The sequence below is a fragment of the Halobaculum roseum genome, assembly GCF_019880245.1.
Taxonomy (GTDB): domain Archaea; phylum Halobacteriota; class Halobacteria; order Halobacteriales; family Haloferacaceae; genus Halobaculum; species Halobaculum roseum.
The window spans coordinates 307,556-324,124 of sequence record NZ_CP082288.1; the positions used below are offsets into that span (position 1 = coordinate 307,556).

Genomic DNA, 16,569 nt, shown 5'->3' on the forward strand with positions numbered 1-16,569 from the left:
ACGACAGCAGCGAGAACAGTTCCCCACCGATATCAACGACACCACATCGTCCGCTGTTTCCCACTCGACTCACCGGGAACAGCGGACATGGTGGTGTGGCGACCGACGTACCGATCCGGCCGATCGGAGGGTGTCGACCGCACTCCGGTCGCCTGCGCCGGAGACGGCCGGACGGCCTCCGACCTACTCGCCTTTGACGTGAATCTCCTCGTATCGATCCGTCGCGGCTTTCGGCAGCGAGATCATACACACGCCGTCGTTGAGTTCCGCCTCGGCGCCGCCGGCCCTGACGACCGCCGGGAGCGTAACCATCCGCTCGACGGTGGTCGGGCGCTCGCGCGCGACGACGGTGTCGGTCTCTCCGATCTCCTCCTCGCGTGTTGCGTCGATCAACAGCGTCTGTTGATCGATACGCACCCGAATGTCGTCGGCGTCATAGCCGGGGAGGTCGACGTAGGCGATGACCGAGTCGCCCGCGTCGACGATGTCGACGTCCGGGTACGCGAACCGCTGTTGGTTGGGCTGGAACGTGGGTTCCTGTGTGGATTGCGTGACGCTCCAGTCGGTCGCCTGCGATGTCTCGCCGCCGCGCGACTCGACCTGCGTTTCGTTGAATGGGAAACTGGACATCCGAATCTCTCAGGTGTTCACTTCTGCGGGTGCTGCGACTGGGTGGACTGGTGACCCAGTTGGGACTGCTGTCCCTGCGCGCTCGGCGACATCTGCACCGATCCGTTCTGGAGAGCCGTCGAGGCCTGTTGGATCTGCGCGATCAGCTCCTGATGCGCAGGATCGTTCGGCTGCTGGTGGAGCTCCTGAAGCGCCTGTTGGAGGTTCTGGGCGACGGTTTGGCGGAACGATTCCGCGAACGGGGACCGGCGGAGGATCAGCTTGCGCTCGGCTTCGATCATCGTCTCCAGATCCTCGGTGATCCGTGCGACGGCGGAGTTGCCGTTCTCCAGCGCGTACACGTTCGCCTGATCGAGAGTGCGTTCCAGTTCCTGCAGCGCCGTGGCGATCTGTCGCCCGTCGGCTTGCGCCACCTGCTGCGAGGGGGATCCGGCCTGTTGACTTCCTTGGCTCACTGCCGGAAGCTGTGTCTGCATGGGCGGTGACTGTCCCTGCGGGATCTGGTAACTCGGCTGTGCCTGCTGACCGAACTGGGGCTGCTGACCGAACTGCCCCTGTTGTCCGAACTGTGGCTGCTGGCCGAATTGCGACTGCTGACCGTACTGAGGCTGCTGACCGAACTGGGACTGCTGACTGGTAGATACACTAGACTCGGTACCGTACTGTCCGGGCTGCTGTTGCGGAATCTGGCTCATAGGTGGTTCGCTTCGCGTTGACGCCCCCCGATGCGATATCCGTACACAGCGACGGAATCACGCACACGTTAGCATCACTTGAATTCCCGAGGCGCGCTCCTTGCGAAGCATACGAGAAGCGTGTCGGCACCAGTATTGTTATGAACCAGTCGGTAACTTCGACACCGGACCTACTCACACGAAGTTCGCACTTAGTGATCCGTGATGACGTGGGACTCGCGTAACGTAGATGGATCATACTCCCATACGATCGACGTACTGCGGTGTGCACTTCCGCTATCGTAACACGAACACTCCATCTTATCAAACAAACAACTAGTACGTCCCTTCGTCCACGATACGACGGACGGATCGGACACGTCGACCAGCGATCACCGCCGGCGCAACAACTTACCCGCACCCAGATCGAGCGGAGATACGGAAACCAACAGGTACCCCGAACCCGTAGTGGGTTGTATGACCGACGACACGAGAGCGTCGCGACGAGTCCCCGAGCGTTGGCTCGACGTCTTGGAACTGGCTATCGACGAGGGCATCGAACGCGAGGGCGGGGTCACGATCTCGGCCGAGGACCTCCGCGTCGAAGTGCCGCTCGCGTTCGGCGACGACGCCGACCGGGCGGAGTGGGGGTTCGATGGCTCGGTCACCGTCGAAACGAAGGGTACGCGGGGCACGCTCGCCGAGTGGTATCACCTCCACCGCGAATCGCTCCCGGACCCCCACGGCGACACCGACCGGATCGCGGCGCGTGACGACGGTAGCGACTGACGCCGTCGGCGTTCCGTCCTGTCGATCCTGACGTCCGAACGACGCGCGGGCGTTCCCCTCGCGGCGGGACGATACCTAACTGGCCGTTCGCGATGGATCGAGTATCGCCAGACTCGCCGGCCGCTGAGGGGTGTATTCGGGCTTCCGGGGGCCACACTGTTATTGTCGCCGACGGAGATGTCGTTCATGTGAGCGATGTTGTTATCGTCGGCGGCGGTCCCGCCGGCCTGACCGCGGCGCTGTTCGCACAGAAGAACGGGCTCGAGGCGACCGTCCTCGACACGGACGGGACGTGGCTGCACAAGGCCCATCTGTTCAACTACCCCGGGATCGGTTCGGTCGACGGCTCCGCGTTCCTGGAAACGCTTCGGGAGCAGGTCGACTCCTTCGAGGTCGAGCGGCTCCAGGGAACTGAGGCGACCGATGTCGAGCAAGCCGACGAGAGATTCCGCGTCGAGACCGACGATGACGACGTCGAGGGACGGTATCTCGTGCTCGCGACCGGCGCCAAGCGCGATCTCGCCGAGGCGCTCGGCTGCGCGTTCGACGGCGATGTCGTCGACGTCGACGTGACCATGGAGACGAGCGTCGACGGCGCATACGCGACGGGTGCGATGGTTCGCGCCGAGGAGTGGCAGGCCGTCATCTCGGCGGGCGACGGCGCTGCCGCGGCGCTCAACATCCTCTCGGAGGAGAAGGGTGAACACTACCACGACTTCGATGTCCCGAGCGACGCCGACGCCGTCTTCGGCGGCATGGCCGACGGGGAGTAGTTGATCGCTCTCGGGAACGAATCGGCCACCGCCGATTTCTGAACGGGAGGATGACTCTCGGTTTCAGCGAACGCGGCTGACGGAGGAGTGAGAGCTGCTGTGTGTTGTCAAACTTCGAGTTCGACGTCCACAGCGTCACCAGCAGTCGCACCGTCATCCGTGAGGGAGTACACCCGCTTTCGAGCGTCGCGCAGACAGATGGACTCGTCCACCAATCCTGCGTCTTCGAGTCGACCGAGGGCCGTCCGAACGGTCCGGGCCGACAGGGCCGTCTCCTCGACCAGTTGCGTCTGTGTTCGCTGGTCGTCGCGATCCAACACGAAGTGAACGAGTTTCGCACTCGGCGGGAGGTCGGCAAAGACGTCGGTATCCGGCGCCGATCCGTCGGTCGCCGTTCCCGTAGTTGCAGCGCCGTTCTCCGCCGATTCGGTCGTCGATTGCGTCTGATGGGTGCCGGTCATAGTCAAGGAAATCCGCCATCGGCCCTCCGATTGGGTCGGACGTGAGGACTCATGTCTTCTTACGGGTCGGGATGACTTACCCGTTTCCGGGCGTTCACGTCACCCAGTTACACCGATGTTACCACGACGACGGCTTGGAGCAGACGAAGTCGAATGTCACCTCTGTCAGTCTCTCCAGATCGCCGTCACGACCCGACTGTCGGTTTCGACCGTCTCGAACTCGTATCCTCGGTCGGTCAACTTCGGATACAGGTGTTGAGCTGCGCGATCGTTGAGCTGAACCAAGACGGTGTCGTCCCCGATCTCCGCGAGCCGTTCCAGCGTGTTCTGAAGCGGTTGGGGCGGTGGGAGCTCCCGTGCGTCCAACGTCTCACGATGCCGGTCGTTCGGTGCGGATGTCTCCGCGACGATATCGCCGATCGCGTCCATGGTAGACTATCCAACTCCCGCTATCCAAGCGGTTGTCCCGAATATGTTCTTTCGATCGGCGACTATACGCCGAGGTGACGAAGTCGCGATGTCCCCGACTCGATGGCGACGTGTCGATCGGGGGACCGTCGGACCGAGTTCCCCCTATGAATTCGCGTGACCCCGGCCACGATCGGATTCAGAACGGTGCGTCGGGAGTCCCACGACCCGCATTCTCCGTTTGCATCGGTCGCTCGGTCGGGTTCGAACCGACATCGGGGCTGTCCTCGGGGACGACGGTCACGTCGCCGGTCTCGATGTACTTCTCCTCGAGTTCCGCGAGTTGGTCGTTGATCGCGTCGCTTAGGTGGTGCATCGGGGCCGCACGGACTCGGACGAGATCGTACTCGTGCCGGTCGGAGAGGCCGTTCCACGCCCGGAACGATCCGATCGTCAGCGTGTGCGTCTGGGGGCAAAACGGCGTGGTCGGCGTGAATTCCGCCCGAAGGACACGCTCGATTGGATCCTCGGAGAGTACGTTCTCGCCGCCCTCCCGCTCGATGGCATACCGGTATCCCGCGCTTCGATGACGGGTGTCGAGGTTCAGTCGTGCGAGGTTGTAATTGAAGGTCATGTCGTAGACCTTCCGTTCCTCGAAGATATCACGCGTCAGTCTGTGGAACGCGGCGTGATCGCGCCCATCGAGCACGTCGTGCCCCTCGAGAAACTCGAAGACTGTCGGTTGGGTATCCGGTACGAACTCGCCGTAGCTATCGAACAGCGAACCGTCGTCGTCACCGAACGGGGACGGGAATCCCGGCATATGCAGGATTAGGTCGTCAACCAGTGTACCAGTAACCCCGGAGATGTTCGCGGCACAGGTGGATCGAAGACGGATCTACCCTGATCAGGGGACGTGGACGCGAACAACGTGTCCGCCACAGCCGCACTGTTCGATGTACTCCCAGTCGAGGTCGCTCCCGTCGAACTCCTCCTCTAACGTTGGGTAAAGGTATTCCGACGGATGCCCGTGATCGCCATGGGTGACCAAATTGACGTGGTTTCCGCCGGCCGTGTGTTCGATCGCGTCGACCGCCTGTCGACGGACCAGGTCGCGATCCGAAGCGTGTTCCGGTTTCTCGAGGTTCGCGGACCACGATGTGTCGTGAACTCGGTCGGTGACAGGTTGGACGTCCCCGTGGTCGTGGTCGTCGTGGGTGCTCATCGTTCGATGATACGTCTCCGATACCCGTAAACAGCCGCCCGAACATCTTCGTTACCGCACTCTGTGCTCCATTGTTCTCCCGTTCGCTAACGATACCGAGGCCACGAATCGCGTTCAGATGGCCTCCTCGATGTAGTCCAGTTGCGCCTCCAGTTCGGTTCGACGCTGGCGTTTGATCAGGGTCGCGTCGAGAACACCACCGACGAGGGGGATATCGAGGGCGAACTCGGTCGTCGCCTCGACTTCGGTACCGTCCGGAACCGACGTGAGTGTGAACGCGGTCCGCATCTCCTCGAAGATCCCTTCGCGTTGCTCGTAGGCGAAGGCCGCGTCAGGGTCGTCGACGACGGCCAGTTCCAGTTCGATCTCGGCGACGCCGACCGCGTTGGCGACGCGGATCGTCCGCCCGTCTACGTCGACCTCGTCGAAGCCTGCCGCGAGGGTGAACCGTTCGAGCTCCAGCATCGCCTCCCGGATATCGGTTCGCGACGCGTCTATCGTTCTGGTGATCGTGACTGAGTGCATGGTGAACCTGTGAAACAGTGTCCGACACACTGTGATCGATCCCGGTGAACGAACGGTCCCCTTCGGCCGTGTTCCGGATCACGTCACAGTCTGCGGGTGTTCACAGACACTGTAGTGTCGCGTACATTCTCGATCAACACGGTCCCTTCCGCGAATATGTTCGGAGAGACAGTGAGGGAGACGGACGCGCTAGCGAACGGTATGGGCGCGATGCCGGGAAACATCGAGACGGATCACCAACCCCCGATGACGGTCCCGTTGCGTCACTTCGTCGTGGGGCTCGGATTCCTCCTCGGGGGTGTGCTTGTCGGCATCGGGATCGCTGCCGACGCCGTTCCCGGACTTGGAACGCTCGTCCACGTCCATCTGCTATTGGCGGGGTGGATCTGCCTCACTATCATGGGTGCGATGACGCAGTTCGTGCCGGTCTGGTCCGGGGTGACGCTCTACTCTCGTCGGCTCGCGACCGTGCAGTTGGCACTCGTCGCTTGTGGGATATTGGGCTTCAGTATCGCTCTCGTATTCAACATGCTCGGGTGGCTCGTTCCGTTCGGGATCCTCATGCTCGCCGGGTTCTGGACCTTCGTCTACAACATCGTCCGGACGATGATTCCGATGGAGTCGTACGACGTGACCGAGCGGCACTTTCTCACCGCGCTCGGGTTCTTCGTCTTGCTCACGTCCCTGGGCCTGCTGCTCGCTATCGGATTCACGAGACCGGTGTTCGGAGACCTCCCGATCGCTCGTGGGGACGTCGTCATGGCGCACGCGACGCTCGCCGTGTTCGGTGCAGTGCTCACGACAGTCTACGGCGCGCTCTACCAGTTGGGGACGATGTTCACGCAGACCGAACTCCACGGGATCGATGACTACCTCCGCCCCGTCGAGGAACTCGGGCACCCTGTCGGTGTCGTCCTTCTCGCGCTCGGTCGTCTCGTCGATATCGTGATCGTCGCTCGTGTCGGCGGCGTACTCGTGTTGGCGGCGGCGGTCGCGTTCGCCATCGTCACCGCCCGGAGACTGTTCGAGATGCAGGTTCCCCGAACGCCGATGCACACGCGATACGCGGTCGTCGTCCCGGCGTTGACCGCGTGGGCGCTGGCTACCGTCCCGACATGGCTGCGTGATCCGACCGCTGCAGACTCCCTGTTCGGTGCACCGACGGCCGTCCACCTCTTCGTCCTCGGTACCGTCGGGTTCGTCGTCCTCGGAACCCTCTATCACATCGTCCCGTTCATCGTCTGGGTTCACCGATACAGCGACCTGCTCGGGTTCGAGGACGTACCCATGATCGACGATCTCTACGACGATCGATTAGCTGCCGCGGACGCGACCCTGCTGGTCGTGGGGACGCTCGTGCTCGTCTTTTCCGACTGGCTTCAACTCCCGTCGAGCGTTCAGGTGATCGGCGGCGGGTTTGTGACGCTCGGTGTCGTCGTCTTCGCCGCAAACATGCTTCGCGTCATCCGAATACACAGCCCGCATTCCCTGAGTCAGATCCTGTTGGGATCGCTCGACCCACGACGGAAGGCCGTACAAGCCGCCGAATCGGACCCGAGCAAGTAGGATGGAACCGGTACGGTGGTGTCACAACGAGCCACAGGACCCCGAGGAGCGCTCCGCTACGAACCAGTTCGAACCAAGAGTTAGGTCATGGCCGACGATGTCGCAGTTGTGCGACTCGATACACTCGGCATCGACCCGTCCGTTTCGACCCTATTCCCACCGGAGGTGCTTCGTGACGCCCTTTCGGATCTTCCCGTCGAGACAGTCGTTCTCGACGAGGCCCGCTCGGCGACCGACAGCCTCGACGGCGTCGTTACGTTCGCGTACGACGAGCGATTCCTCGATACGGGATGGATCCACTCCGTCCAGGCCGGCGTCGATAGGTTCCCGCGAGACCGGCTCTCGGAGGCGAACGTCGTTCTCACGAACAGCACCGGGATCCACGGCGACGCGATCGGCGAAACCGTCGCCGGATACGTGCTCGCGTTCGCCCGCCGGCTCCACGACCACGTCTCGAACCAACGCCGGGCGAACTGGTCACAACCCGAGTGGAACGAGGCGTGGACGGTCGCGGGCGAGCGCGCTTGTGTCGTCGGACTCGGGAGTCTCGGGCGCGGGATCGTCGATCGTCTGACCGGACTCGGACTCGACGTTGACGGCGTTCGACGGACACCCACCCCCGAACCGGGCGTCGACCGCGTGTATACGCCCTCGGAACTCGAAACCGCGGTATCGGACGCACGGTTCGTTGTGGCGGCGGTCCCGTTGACCGACGAGACGAGCGGGATTATCGACCGCGCCGTCATCTCCGCGATGCGCGAGGACGCCTACCTGATCAACGTCGCTCGCGGCGAAGTCGTCGAACAGGAGTCGCTCGTGGCGGCCATCGAAAGCGGGGACATCGCCGGCGCGGCCCTAGACGTGTTCGAAACGGAACCGCTGCCCGAATCCTCGCCGCTCTGGGACATGAACGAGGTGATCGTTTCGCCTCACTGCGGAGCGTTCACCCACGAGTACGTTGACCATGTCGCCTCGATCGTCCGCGAAAGCGTCCGCCGTGTCCGAGCCGGCGAGACGCCGGTGAACACAGTTCCCTAAGACCGGACTGAACACCGTCCAATTCCGATCGGATTCCCCGTCAGCGTCTGGGTGATCAGTCCTCGGATCGGGGTGAAAGGACTATCAGCGCAGTGCTGTCCTCGAGCGCGCGCGGCGATATCTCGCGCTCGCCCTCGAACCGGGCGATGTCGCCGGCGGTCACCTCGTGTCGATCGTCGTCGAGCTGGAGTTCGACCGTCCCCTCGACGAGGTAGAAGACGATGTCGCGGCCGGGGTGTGAATGCGGCGCGACTTCGTCGCCTTCGGAGAGTCGGAGTCGGATCGTCTTCGGCTCCGAATCGGGAAAGACGTTCGCGTGGGGCTGTCCTTCGATGTCCATGAGCGTTCGGATCTCCGTCATGACTCTCGTGTGTGTGGGTCGAATCGGTCGCGCTGTAGCCCCTCCCGAACCGGTTCGTGTTCGGCGTGGGTCGGCGGGGGCGCGGTAACGAGCATCGCCTCCAGGCTCGAATCGTCGTCAGCCTTGACGCCCCGATCGGTATCGGCCTCGACGACGACGACATCGCCGGCCTCGACGTGGTGTTCCGTCTCCCCGTCGCGGACGGTACCGGTTCCGGACCGGACGTGGATAGCAACGTCGCTTGAGGGAGCGTGGACGGGAATGAACTGACCCGGCTGGAAGTATCCGCACACGACCTTCATCCGATCGCTGCGGAACACTTCGACGGCGGAAAATTGGTCGTCGTCGTAGCCTCTTTCAGCGTCGAAGTCGGTCGCGGTCATGCTGTCTCCTTCGCTTGATGTTCTTGCCAGGCCGAACGAGATTCGAAGCCTGCGTCGCCGCCGGTCGAGGGCATCACGCCGTGACACCTCCGTTGCGGCGGTGTCGAGGACCCTGTGAGCTGATCGACGTTCCTATTTTAGGGGTGCCTAAATACATCACCTGAACGTTGGTGAGTGGACACGAAAAGACCTGTTGCGAACATGTTACTCGCGGAACACTCGAACTGAACATGTTCGTCGATGCACTCACGGTGACGACGCGGCATGGATACCCCATGAATCGAACGTGGGACCACGACTCCGCGACCGACTGATGGACGCCCTCGAATCCCACCCCGTACCGGATACGGTCGATCCGAGCGGGTGGCGGCTCCACGTCACGGGCGCGGTCTCACAACCGCTGCGACTCGCTCTCGAGGACCTGCGCGCGCTCCCTTGCGGGGACTTCTCCGACGATTTCACCTGCGTCGAGGGGTGGCGAGCCCGTGACCTCTCGTGGCACGGGGTCAGCGTCGGGTCCGTCCTGGCACGTGCGAAGCCGACACAACACGCCACAGATGTCCTCGTTCGGGCGATGGATGGCGACTACGCGAGCTCGTTCCCGCTCGACCGCGCACGCAGTGCACTGATCGCGATCGAACTCGAAGGCGAAGCGGTCCCCCTCGAACACGGCGGGCCTGCCCGCCTCGTTCCGACCGGAGGCGATGCAGACTGCTGGGAGAGCGTCAAGTGGGTCTCGGAGATCGAGGTCCTGACGGCGAACCCGACCGACCGCGACACCGCCGAGACGATCGCGTTGAACCGCGGTTCGACACCGACCGAGTAACGGCTCCGGGGAACTGCGCGCCCGAACTCGGGGACCGACGACGTCGCCGGGCCGACGGGCAGTGCTTCGTCCGAAGGATCCGAACGATGCCCCCGTTCTCGGGAGGGTTCCTGCTCGCGATGCCCGCACGTAGTCCATCGGATCACGTTGGGTGCCGATAGTTTTACAAACCCAATTGTGTTTGCACAAATCGGATTGAGTATGTCCACAACCGATACCGTACACGACCGGTGGGAACTCGCCAGAACGGAGCTCACAGCCCCGCAGACCGCTTCAGCGGTGTTGACCGTCGCCGCACTCGGGTTCGCGCTGCTGTTCGTGCAGGATCCGATGGTCCACGACGCGATGCACAACTTCCGGCACGCGGCGGGCATCACCTGTCACTGAAATGTTCGTCGAGTACCTGACGAGGGGAGTGAAGGCCGGGCTCGTCGCCGGTGCGGTCTTCGGCGTGCTGCTGGCGCTCGTCGCGAACCCGATCGTCGGCTTCGCCGACGAACTCGGCCACGACGGCGAGGCTCACGCCCACGAGGACGGGAGTCACGGTCACGAGGAGACGACCGCGGCCCACGACGCCGGACTCTCGGTCAACGGGGGTGTCAGCGTGTTATCGGGCGCACTGTGGGGCGTGCTGCTCGGCGCCGTCGGGTTCGGCGTCGCGTTCTACTTCCTGGAGCCGATCGTCCCCGGCACCGGAGCCGTCCGGAGCTACGTCTTCGCGGCCGCCGGGTTCCTCACGGCCTCGGGCGCGCCCTGGCTCGTCCTGCCGCCGGCGCCGCCGGGGACCGACCACGCGCTGGACGCCCAAACTAGAATGATCCTCTACGGGGTCATGATGGCCGCCGGCGCGGCTGCGGCGATTGCCGGGATGGTGCTGTACGACCGACTCCGGGAAGACCGTGGACGGGCGGTCGCCGTCGCGGTCGGACTGCTCCCCGTGGGGGCGCTGCCGGTGCTCGCCGCCGCAGTTCCGGCGGATCGGACGACTGTCGCGCTGCCGTCGGAGCTCGCCGCCGGCCTCGTCGGCCTGGTCGTCTTCGGACAGGCGCTCATGTGGCTCGTCCTCGCCACCGTCCACGCCCGGTTGCACGGCGCGGAGGCGGGTGACACCGCGGCGGCGACCGACTCGCAGTCGGGCCACGCAGTCGGGGGCGACTGATGCGCGATCGCACCGACGACGTGTACGAGAACGGCTTCACTGACCACGTGCTCGTCTGCACGAACGCCCGCGACTCCGAGTACGCCGCCTGCGCGGAGGCACACGGCGACGCGGTCCTCGAGGCCGTGAAGGGGTGGCTGCGCGACCGCGGGGTGTTCTGGTCGCGGGTTCACGTCGCGGAGACGAGCTGTCTGGGCCTGTGTAGCGCCGACGGAACCGCCGTCGCGGTCCACCCGCGCGGCCGGTGGTTCTCCGATGTGGTGCCAGCGGACGTGCCGGACCTCCTCGCGACCGTGTTCGGTCCGGACGCGTCTGACCTCGGCCGATCGCCCGACATCACGGAGGTGACACCGCGGTAACGCCGCCTCCCGCCGCCGACACGACACGAACCGGGGGTCGTCGCGACCGACGAGCCGTCGGCTCGTCGACCCGAACGCAATTCCATTTGTTTTAACCCAAACCAAATTGTTATGTGTCCCCGTCCGTCTTGTGAGCCTGATGCCCCGGATACCGGCAACGCGGCTCCCGCACGACGCGAAGGCGGGGCCGACGAAGCCCGAGGTGCGAGCCGTGACAGTATCGAAACTCGGGCTCACCGAGACGGATCACTTCGTCGAGGTCGGCTCGTGTACCGGCGCCGTGACCGTCGAGGCGGCCCGCCGCGCCGGGCGGGTCACGGCGCTGGAGCGGTCGCCCGAGAAGCTCGACGTGACGCGGAAAAACCTGGCAGCCAACGGGCTGGCGGACGCGAATATCGAGCTCGTCGCGGCCGAGGCGCCCGAGGGACTCCCGGCCGACGCCGACGCGCTGTTCGTCGGCGGCTCCCGGAACTTCAAGGCCGTCCTCGATCACGCCGTCGAGACCGGCGTCGCGCGGGTCGTGATGAACGTCTCCCGGCTGGAGACTGCCGGCCGAGCCGTCGAAGCGTTCCGCGAGCGCGACCTCCTCGATGAGGTCGTCCAACTGCAGGCGAGCTACGGCTACGAGCTGGCCGGCGCGACGAGCTTCGAGTCGGAGAACCCGGTGTACGTGATCACGGGCGGCGCCGGCGACGCGTCGGCGGACCGCGGCGGGGTGGGTGCGTGACCCTCTACGGAATCGGGCTCGGGCCGGGCGCGGCCGACCTGATCACACTGCGCGGCCGACGAATCTTGCGCTCGGTCGACACCGTCTACACGCCGGGGCGGCTGTCGCGGTCGGTTGCCGTCGAGCACGTCGCCGAGTCGACGCTCGGCGACCTCGATTTCCCGATGACGCGCGACGAGGACGAACTCCGGCGGGCGTGGCGCGAGGCGGCCGCGGAGGTCGCCCCCGACGCCCGCGACGGCGACGCCGCGTTCGTGACGCTGGGCGATCCGAACGTCTACTCGACGTTCGGTCACCTCCGGCGGACGCTCGACGCGTTTCACCCCGACGTGGCCGTCGAGACCGTCCCCGGCGTCTCGGCGACGACGGCGTTCACCTCGGCGCTCGGCGTCGAAGTCGAGGCCGGCGCGGGGCTCGCCTTGCACGAGGCGGCCGGCGGCCGTTCCCCGACCGGTCCCGATCGGATGGTGCTGTTCAAGGTGACCGACGCGCCGGCGACCCACGAGGGGCTCGTCGACGCCGGCTACGAGGTGACGTACGGCCGGCGGCTGTTCATGGAGCAGGGCGACACCGTCGTCACTGACGACCCCGAGGAGATCGCCGACCGCGACTACTACACCCTCGCGTACGCCCGCCGACCGGACGCCGGCGAGGAGCCGGCGACCGCGGCGTTCACCGATGGCGTGAGCGACGCGAGGCGGGAGAGCGACGCGCGGGGCGACACCGAGTCCCCGGAGGCGGTCGACGGATGAGCGACGCCGTCCCCGACCCGGCGACGGAGGTTCTAGAGGACCGCGAGGGGATCCCCTTCGTCGGCGCCGGCCCGGGAGACCCGGGACTGCTGACGGTGCGCGGGCGGGCGCTGCTGGCGGACGCCGACCTCGTCGTCCACGCGGGTTCGCTGGTCAACAGCGAGCTGCTGGACGCCTTCTGCGACCACGCCGAGCAGGTGAACTCGATCGGGAAGGACCTCGAGGAACTGATCCCGCTGATGCGGGACGCCTACGAGGCGGGCCGCACGGTCGTGCGCCTCCACTCGGGCGACCCCGCGATCTACGGCGCGGCGCTGGAGCAGATGGACGCTTTGGAGGCGGAGGGAGTCCCGACCTACTTCGTCTCGGGCGTCACCTCGGCGTTCGCCGCGAGCGCGACGCTGGGCACCCAGCTCACCCTCAACGAGGTGGCCAACCACGTCGCATTCACCCGGCCGCAGGGGAAGACGCTGAGCCCCGAGGAGGACCACATCTCGGAGTTCGTCGGGATGGGCGACGTGACCACCTGCGTCTACCTGGGCACCCACGCGGTCCGCGAGACGATGGACCGTCTGCTGGATGACGGCGTCGACCCCGACACCCCGGTCGCGGTCGTCTACCACGCCTCCTGGCCCGACGAGGACGTGATCCGGGGGACGGTGGCCGACATCGCCGACGCCGTCGAGGAGGCGGGCTACCGCGCCTCCGCGCTCGTGGTGATCGGCGAGGCGGTCACGGGCGGGGGGTACGAGCGGTCCTACCTCTACGGCGACTGGGCGAGCGGTGGCGACAGGGGTGAAGGGGGCGACGGGAGCGACGGAACCGACGGAGGCGCCGGAGACGGGAACGACGAGGACGCCACCGATGCCGCCGACAGCGACGCGATCACGGAGGGATCCACGCAATGAGCACGGACGACGACACGGCGGAGACGACAGAACCGACGGATGCATCGACCGGCGACGCCGCTGCCGCGACCGACACGGACGCGGAGGGTTCCGGATCGGACGCCGACTCCGGCTCCGACTCGGGCGGCGGCCACTGCTCGACACCCGACTCCGACGGCGAGGTCGCCGAGACGCTCGGGATCGTCACGTTCGAGCGAAAGCGCGAGACCGCAGAGGAGATCAAGGAGGGCCTGGCCGACCGCTACGAACGCATCGACCTGCTGGAGTACCACGGCGACGTGTTCGCCGAGCACTGGGGCGAGTACGACGTGTTCTGCGGGCTGATGGCCAGCGGCATAGCCATGCGCAAGACCGCCCCCCTGCTCGACGACAAGTGGGACGACCCCGCGGTCGTCGTCGTCGACGAGGAGCTCACGTGGGCGATCCCCCTGACCGGGGGCCACCACGGCGCCAACCAGGTCGCCGACGACCTCGCGTCGCTGGGGGCGGTTCCGGCGATGACGACGGCCAGCGAGGCGGCGGGAAAGCAGGGCGTCGAGGAGCGCGCGAAGGCGCTGGACGCCCACGTCGTCAACGGCGACTCGACGGTCGCGACGAACCTCGCCGTCCTCGACGACGACCTCGGCCCCGTCGCCAGGCTCGACGGCCCACGGGCGGTCCTCGTCGGCGACGACGTGACCGTGCTGAAGCGCAACAGCGACCCCGAGGACGGCGTCGTCCTCGGGACCGGCTCCGTCTCGGGGGCCGACGCCGAGCAGTTCGAGGCTGCCTGGGAGCGAGCCCTCGACGAGGCCGACGCCGACTGGGGCGACGTGGAGTTCGTCGCCACGGGCACCCGCAAAGAGGAGGAGCCGGGATTGCTGGAGGCGGCCGAGAACCGCGACCTCGGGGTCGTGAGCTTCGAGAAGGAGGCGCTGGAGGCGTTCGAGGGCCCGACGCCGTCGCGCTCGAAGGAGCTGATCGGCTGGCCGGGGATCTCCGAGGCATCGGCCATTGCAGCCGGCCGCGACCACGAGCTCGTCGTCGAGAAGCTCAGTCACGAGGACAGCGTAACCGTGGCGGTGGGGCGATGAACGGCGGGTCTTCCCCGAATACGTCGCTCCCCGAGTCACGCGCGGCCGCCGGCGGCGACCCCGCCGGCGAGGCGCCCGCGGCGTACGGCACGCTGTACGTCGTCGGCATCGGCCCGGGGCTCCCCGGCGAAATGACCGACCGAGCCCGACGGGTGATCGAGGATGCCGACTGCGTGATCGCCTCGAACCTGTATCAGGCGTTCCTCCGAGATGACGGCACCCTCCCGCCGGAGGAAGAGCAGGCAGACAGTGATCAGGAACTCGTACGCTCGTCGATGGGCAAGCAGGTCGAACTCGCGCGAGAGGCGTTCGAGCGCGTCCGCGACGGCGAGGACGTGGCGCACGTCTCGGGTGGCGACCCGAACGTGTACGGGAAGTCCGACCTGCTGTTCACGATGGCGGAGGCGGAGGAGGCGACGGACATACCCGTCGAGATCGTCCCGGGCGTCACCGCGGGGTTGAGCCTCGCGGCGACGCTGGGGGCGCCGCTGTCGAACGACTTCTGCACCGTCTCGCTGTCGGACAAGTGGCGCGGCTGGGCGGAGATCGAGGAGAAGCTTCGGGCGGCGGCGATCGCCGAGTTCGTCGTCGTCCTGTACAACTGCTGGCGCGACTACGAGCGCGCGATCGCGGTGCTCCGCGAGGAGCGCCACGACGACGTGCCCGTCGCCATCGTCAACGACGCCGGCCGGGGCGACGCCGGCCGCAACGTCGACGGCGAGACGTACACCCTGACGACGCTCGGGGAGGCGACCGAGCACGACGAGGAGGTCGGCGGGATGGGCACCTCCATCCTCGTCGGCACCCACGAGACCGAGGTCTGGAGCAACGACTACCGCGAGTACCTCGTCACGCCCCGCGGGGGGCGCGACGTGGACGACTTCTGAGACATCACACACCACGACACCATGAGCGACGACACCGACACCAAATGCGGCGGATCGACGGACGGCGAACGGGACACCACGGACGACGCGAGCGCGTGCGGCGCCGCGACCGACGGCGGGACGGCGACCGACACCGACGGCTCGGGCACCACCGCATCCGACTCGGCCTGCGGCGCGTCGAGTTCCTCCGGATCGAAGGGATCCGGGTGCGGCGGCTCCTCGTCGGCGACCGAGGAGAAGGTCGAGGCCCGCGTCGACGACTTCGACGCCGACCCCGGCCGACTGGTCGCGGTCGGGCTCGGTCCGGGCCACGCCGACGGCATGACGGCTCGGGCGAAATCCACCCTCGCGGACGCCGAACACATCGTCGGCTACACCACCTACATCGACCTGATCCCCGACGAGATCACCGAGCAGGCGGACGAGCTGTACGACACACCGATGTGCGGGGAAGTCTCCCGCACGGAGGAGGCGATCGATCGGGCGCTCGCGGGCAACGACGTGGCGATCGTCGGCTCCGGAGACCCGAACGTGTACGCGCTGGCGGGGCTGACCCTGGAGATCCTCGAATCCAAGGGTGCGACCGCCTCGATGGTCGACTTCGAGGTGGTCCCCGGGGTGCCGGCGGCGCAGTCCTGTGGCGCGCGGCTCGGAGCGCCGCTGGTAAACGACTCCGTGTCGGTCTCGCTGTCGGACCACCTCACGCCGATGGCGGAGATCGAATCGCGGCTGCACGCCGTCGCCGGCGAAGGGTTCACGATCTCCATCTACAACCCCTGGAGCCGCAAGCGCCGCGAGAACTGGGAGACCGCCTGCGGGATCCTCCGCGAGCACCGCCCGGACGACACCCCCGTCGGGATCGTCCACGGCGCGGGTCGCGACGACGAGGCCGTCGAGATCACCACCCTCGGCGAGCTGGAGTCGTACGGCGAGACGGACCTCGTAGACATGACGACGACCGTCGTCGTCGGCAACGAGGACACGTACGTGTGGGACGGCCGGATGGTCACCCCCCGCGGGTACGAGAGCAAGTACGACTACTGAG

Annotated in this window: 23 protein-coding genes; 14 read left to right on the forward strand and 9 right to left on the reverse strand. The window is 66.2% G+C overall.

The features are described 5' to 3' along the window. Window positions 1–183: 183 nt before the first annotated feature. Together K6T36_RS17785 and K6T36_RS17790 are read right to left on the reverse strand one after the other, a co-directional pair. Window positions 184–630, reverse strand: a complete 447-nt coding sequence (locus K6T36_RS17785) for an Hsp20/alpha crystallin family protein (protein WP_222923787.1) — start codon at window positions 628–630, stop codon at window positions 184–186. A gap of 17 nt (window positions 631–647) precedes the next feature. Then, window positions 648–1,325: a hypothetical protein gene (locus tag K6T36_RS17790; protein ID WP_222923788.1), complete on the reverse strand. Its 678-nt coding sequence runs from the start codon at window positions 1,323–1,325 to the stop codon at window positions 648–650. 456 nt (window positions 1,326–1,781) lie between these two features. Here K6T36_RS17790 and K6T36_RS17795 point away from each other — a divergent pair, with 456 nt between their 5' ends. After that, complete coding sequence (locus K6T36_RS17795; protein ID WP_222923789.1) at window positions 1,782–2,093, forward strand: hypothetical protein; 312 nt, start codon at window positions 1,782–1,784, stop codon at window positions 2,091–2,093. A gap of 188 nt (window positions 2,094–2,281) precedes the next feature. After that, window positions 2,282–2,866: an NAD(P)/FAD-dependent oxidoreductase gene (locus tag K6T36_RS17800; RefSeq protein ID WP_222923790.1), complete on the forward strand. Its 585-nt coding sequence runs from the start codon at window positions 2,282–2,284 to the stop codon at window positions 2,864–2,866. A 107-nt stretch (window positions 2,867–2,973) separates the two neighbouring features. Here K6T36_RS17800 and K6T36_RS17805 read toward each other — a convergent pair whose 3' ends face one another. The 5 genes from K6T36_RS17805 to K6T36_RS17825 all read right to left on the reverse strand — a co-directional run bounded on the left by K6T36_RS17805 (window position 2,974) and on the right by K6T36_RS17825 (window position 5,485). Next, window positions 2,974–3,327: a helix-turn-helix transcriptional regulator gene (locus K6T36_RS17805; RefSeq protein WP_222923791.1), complete on the reverse strand. Its 354-nt coding sequence runs from the start codon at window positions 3,325–3,327 to the stop codon at window positions 2,974–2,976. Window positions 3,328–3,492: 165 nt separating this feature from the next. Further along, complete coding sequence (locus K6T36_RS17810) at window positions 3,493–3,756, reverse strand: DUF2249 domain-containing protein (protein WP_222923792.1); 264 nt, start codon at window positions 3,754–3,756, stop codon at window positions 3,493–3,495. A gap of 178 nt (window positions 3,757–3,934) precedes the next feature. Then, window positions 3,935–4,558 carry a DUF7998 family protein gene (locus K6T36_RS17815; protein WP_222923793.1) on the reverse strand — a complete coding sequence of 208 codons (624 nt, stop codon included), beginning with the start codon at window positions 4,556–4,558 and terminating at the stop codon, window positions 3,935–3,937. An 84-nt stretch (window positions 4,559–4,642) separates the two neighbouring features. Then, window positions 4,643–4,960, reverse strand: a complete 318-nt coding sequence (locus K6T36_RS17820; protein WP_222923794.1) for a CGCGG family putative rSAM-modified RiPP protein — start codon at window positions 4,958–4,960, stop codon at window positions 4,643–4,645. Between the two features lie 114 nt (window positions 4,961–5,074). After that, window positions 5,075–5,485, reverse strand: a complete 411-nt coding sequence (locus K6T36_RS17825; RefSeq protein WP_222923795.1) for an SRPBCC family protein — start codon at window positions 5,483–5,485, stop codon at window positions 5,075–5,077. Window positions 5,486–5,686: 201 nt separating this feature from the next. Between K6T36_RS17825 and K6T36_RS17830 the strand changes: the two genes are divergently transcribed. Together K6T36_RS17830 and ddh are read left to right on the forward strand one after the other, a co-directional pair. Then, the gene (locus tag K6T36_RS17830; RefSeq protein ID WP_222923970.1) at window positions 5,687–7,051 is read left to right on the forward strand and encodes a hypothetical protein; all 1,365 of its coding nucleotides are present in this window, start codon (window positions 5,687–5,689) and stop codon (window positions 7,049–7,051) included. A gap of 108 nt (window positions 7,052–7,159) precedes the next feature. Next, the gene (ddh, locus tag K6T36_RS17835) at window positions 7,160–8,089 is read left to right on the forward strand and encodes a D-2-hydroxyacid dehydrogenase (RefSeq protein WP_225935261.1); all 930 of its coding nucleotides are present in this window, start codon (window positions 7,160–7,162) and stop codon (window positions 8,087–8,089) included. Between the two features lie 55 nt (window positions 8,090–8,144). Here ddh and K6T36_RS17840 read toward each other — a convergent pair whose 3' ends face one another. Both K6T36_RS17840 and K6T36_RS17845 read right to left on the reverse strand, forming a co-directional pair. Further along, window positions 8,145–8,429 (reverse strand): cupin domain-containing protein, encoded by a 285-nt coding sequence (locus K6T36_RS17840; protein WP_321170482.1) that lies wholly within the window; start codon window positions 8,427–8,429, stop codon window positions 8,145–8,147. Window positions 8,430–8,446: 17 nt separating this feature from the next. Next, the gene (locus K6T36_RS17845) at window positions 8,447–8,833 is read right to left on the reverse strand and encodes a cupin domain-containing protein (RefSeq protein WP_222609341.1); all 387 of its coding nucleotides are present in this window, start codon (window positions 8,831–8,833) and stop codon (window positions 8,447–8,449) included. Between the two features lie 286 nt (window positions 8,834–9,119). Between K6T36_RS17845 and K6T36_RS17850 the strand changes: the two genes are divergently transcribed. The 10 genes from K6T36_RS17850 (at window position 9,120) to cobJ (ending at window position 16,568) form a co-directional block, all read left to right on the forward strand. Then, window positions 9,120–9,659 carry a molybdopterin-dependent oxidoreductase gene (locus K6T36_RS17850; RefSeq protein ID WP_321170483.1) on the forward strand — a complete coding sequence of 180 codons (540 nt, stop codon included), beginning with the start codon at window positions 9,120–9,122 and terminating at the stop codon, window positions 9,657–9,659. 201 nt (window positions 9,660–9,860) lie between these two features. Continuing rightward, a complete protein-coding gene (locus tag K6T36_RS17855; protein WP_222923798.1) occupies window positions 9,861–10,046 on the forward strand; it encodes a CbtB domain-containing protein in 186 nt (61 codons plus the stop codon). Between the two features lies 1 nt (window position 10,047). Then, window positions 10,048–10,818 (forward strand): CbtA family protein, encoded by a 771-nt coding sequence (locus tag K6T36_RS17860; protein WP_222923799.1) that lies wholly within the window; start codon window positions 10,048–10,050, stop codon window positions 10,816–10,818. Next, window positions 10,818–11,177, forward strand: coding sequence for a (2Fe-2S) ferredoxin domain-containing protein (locus K6T36_RS17865; protein WP_222923800.1), 360 nt, complete (start codon window positions 10,818–10,820; stop codon window positions 11,175–11,177). Before K6T36_RS17860 ends, K6T36_RS17865 begins: the two co-directional genes overlap by 1 nt. A gap of 148 nt (window positions 11,178–11,325) precedes the next feature. Then, window positions 11,326–11,904: a precorrin-6Y C5,15-methyltransferase (decarboxylating) subunit CbiT gene (gene cbiT / locus K6T36_RS17870; RefSeq protein WP_222923972.1), complete on the forward strand. Its 579-nt coding sequence runs from the start codon at window positions 11,326–11,328 to the stop codon at window positions 11,902–11,904. Further along, complete coding sequence (locus tag K6T36_RS17875) at window positions 11,901–12,656, forward strand: cobalt-factor II C(20)-methyltransferase (protein ID WP_222923801.1); 756 nt, start codon at window positions 11,901–11,903, stop codon at window positions 12,654–12,656. Before cbiT ends, K6T36_RS17875 begins: the two co-directional genes overlap by 4 nt. Continuing rightward, on the forward strand, window positions 12,653–13,564 hold the full coding sequence (locus K6T36_RS17880) for a cobalt-precorrin-4/precorrin-4 C(11)-methyltransferase (RefSeq protein ID WP_222923802.1): 912 nt from the start codon (window positions 12,653–12,655) through the stop codon (window positions 13,562–13,564). The genes K6T36_RS17875 and K6T36_RS17880 overlap by 4 nt, the downstream gene beginning before the upstream one ends. Then, the gene (gene cbiG, locus K6T36_RS17885) at window positions 13,561–14,637 is read left to right on the forward strand and encodes a cobalt-precorrin 5A hydrolase (protein WP_222923803.1); all 1,077 of its coding nucleotides are present in this window, start codon (window positions 13,561–13,563) and stop codon (window positions 14,635–14,637) included. The genes K6T36_RS17880 and cbiG overlap by 4 nt, the downstream gene beginning before the upstream one ends. Further along, window positions 14,634–15,524, forward strand: a complete 891-nt coding sequence (locus K6T36_RS17890) for a precorrin-3B C(17)-methyltransferase (RefSeq protein ID WP_222923804.1) — start codon at window positions 14,634–14,636, stop codon at window positions 15,522–15,524. The genes cbiG and K6T36_RS17890 overlap by 4 nt, the downstream gene beginning before the upstream one ends. A gap of 21 nt (window positions 15,525–15,545) precedes the next feature. Continuing rightward, entirely contained in the window at window positions 15,546–16,568 is a 1,023-nt protein-coding gene (gene cobJ / locus K6T36_RS17895; protein WP_222923805.1) for a precorrin-3B C(17)-methyltransferase, read from the forward strand. Window position 16,569 lies beyond the last annotated feature (1 nt).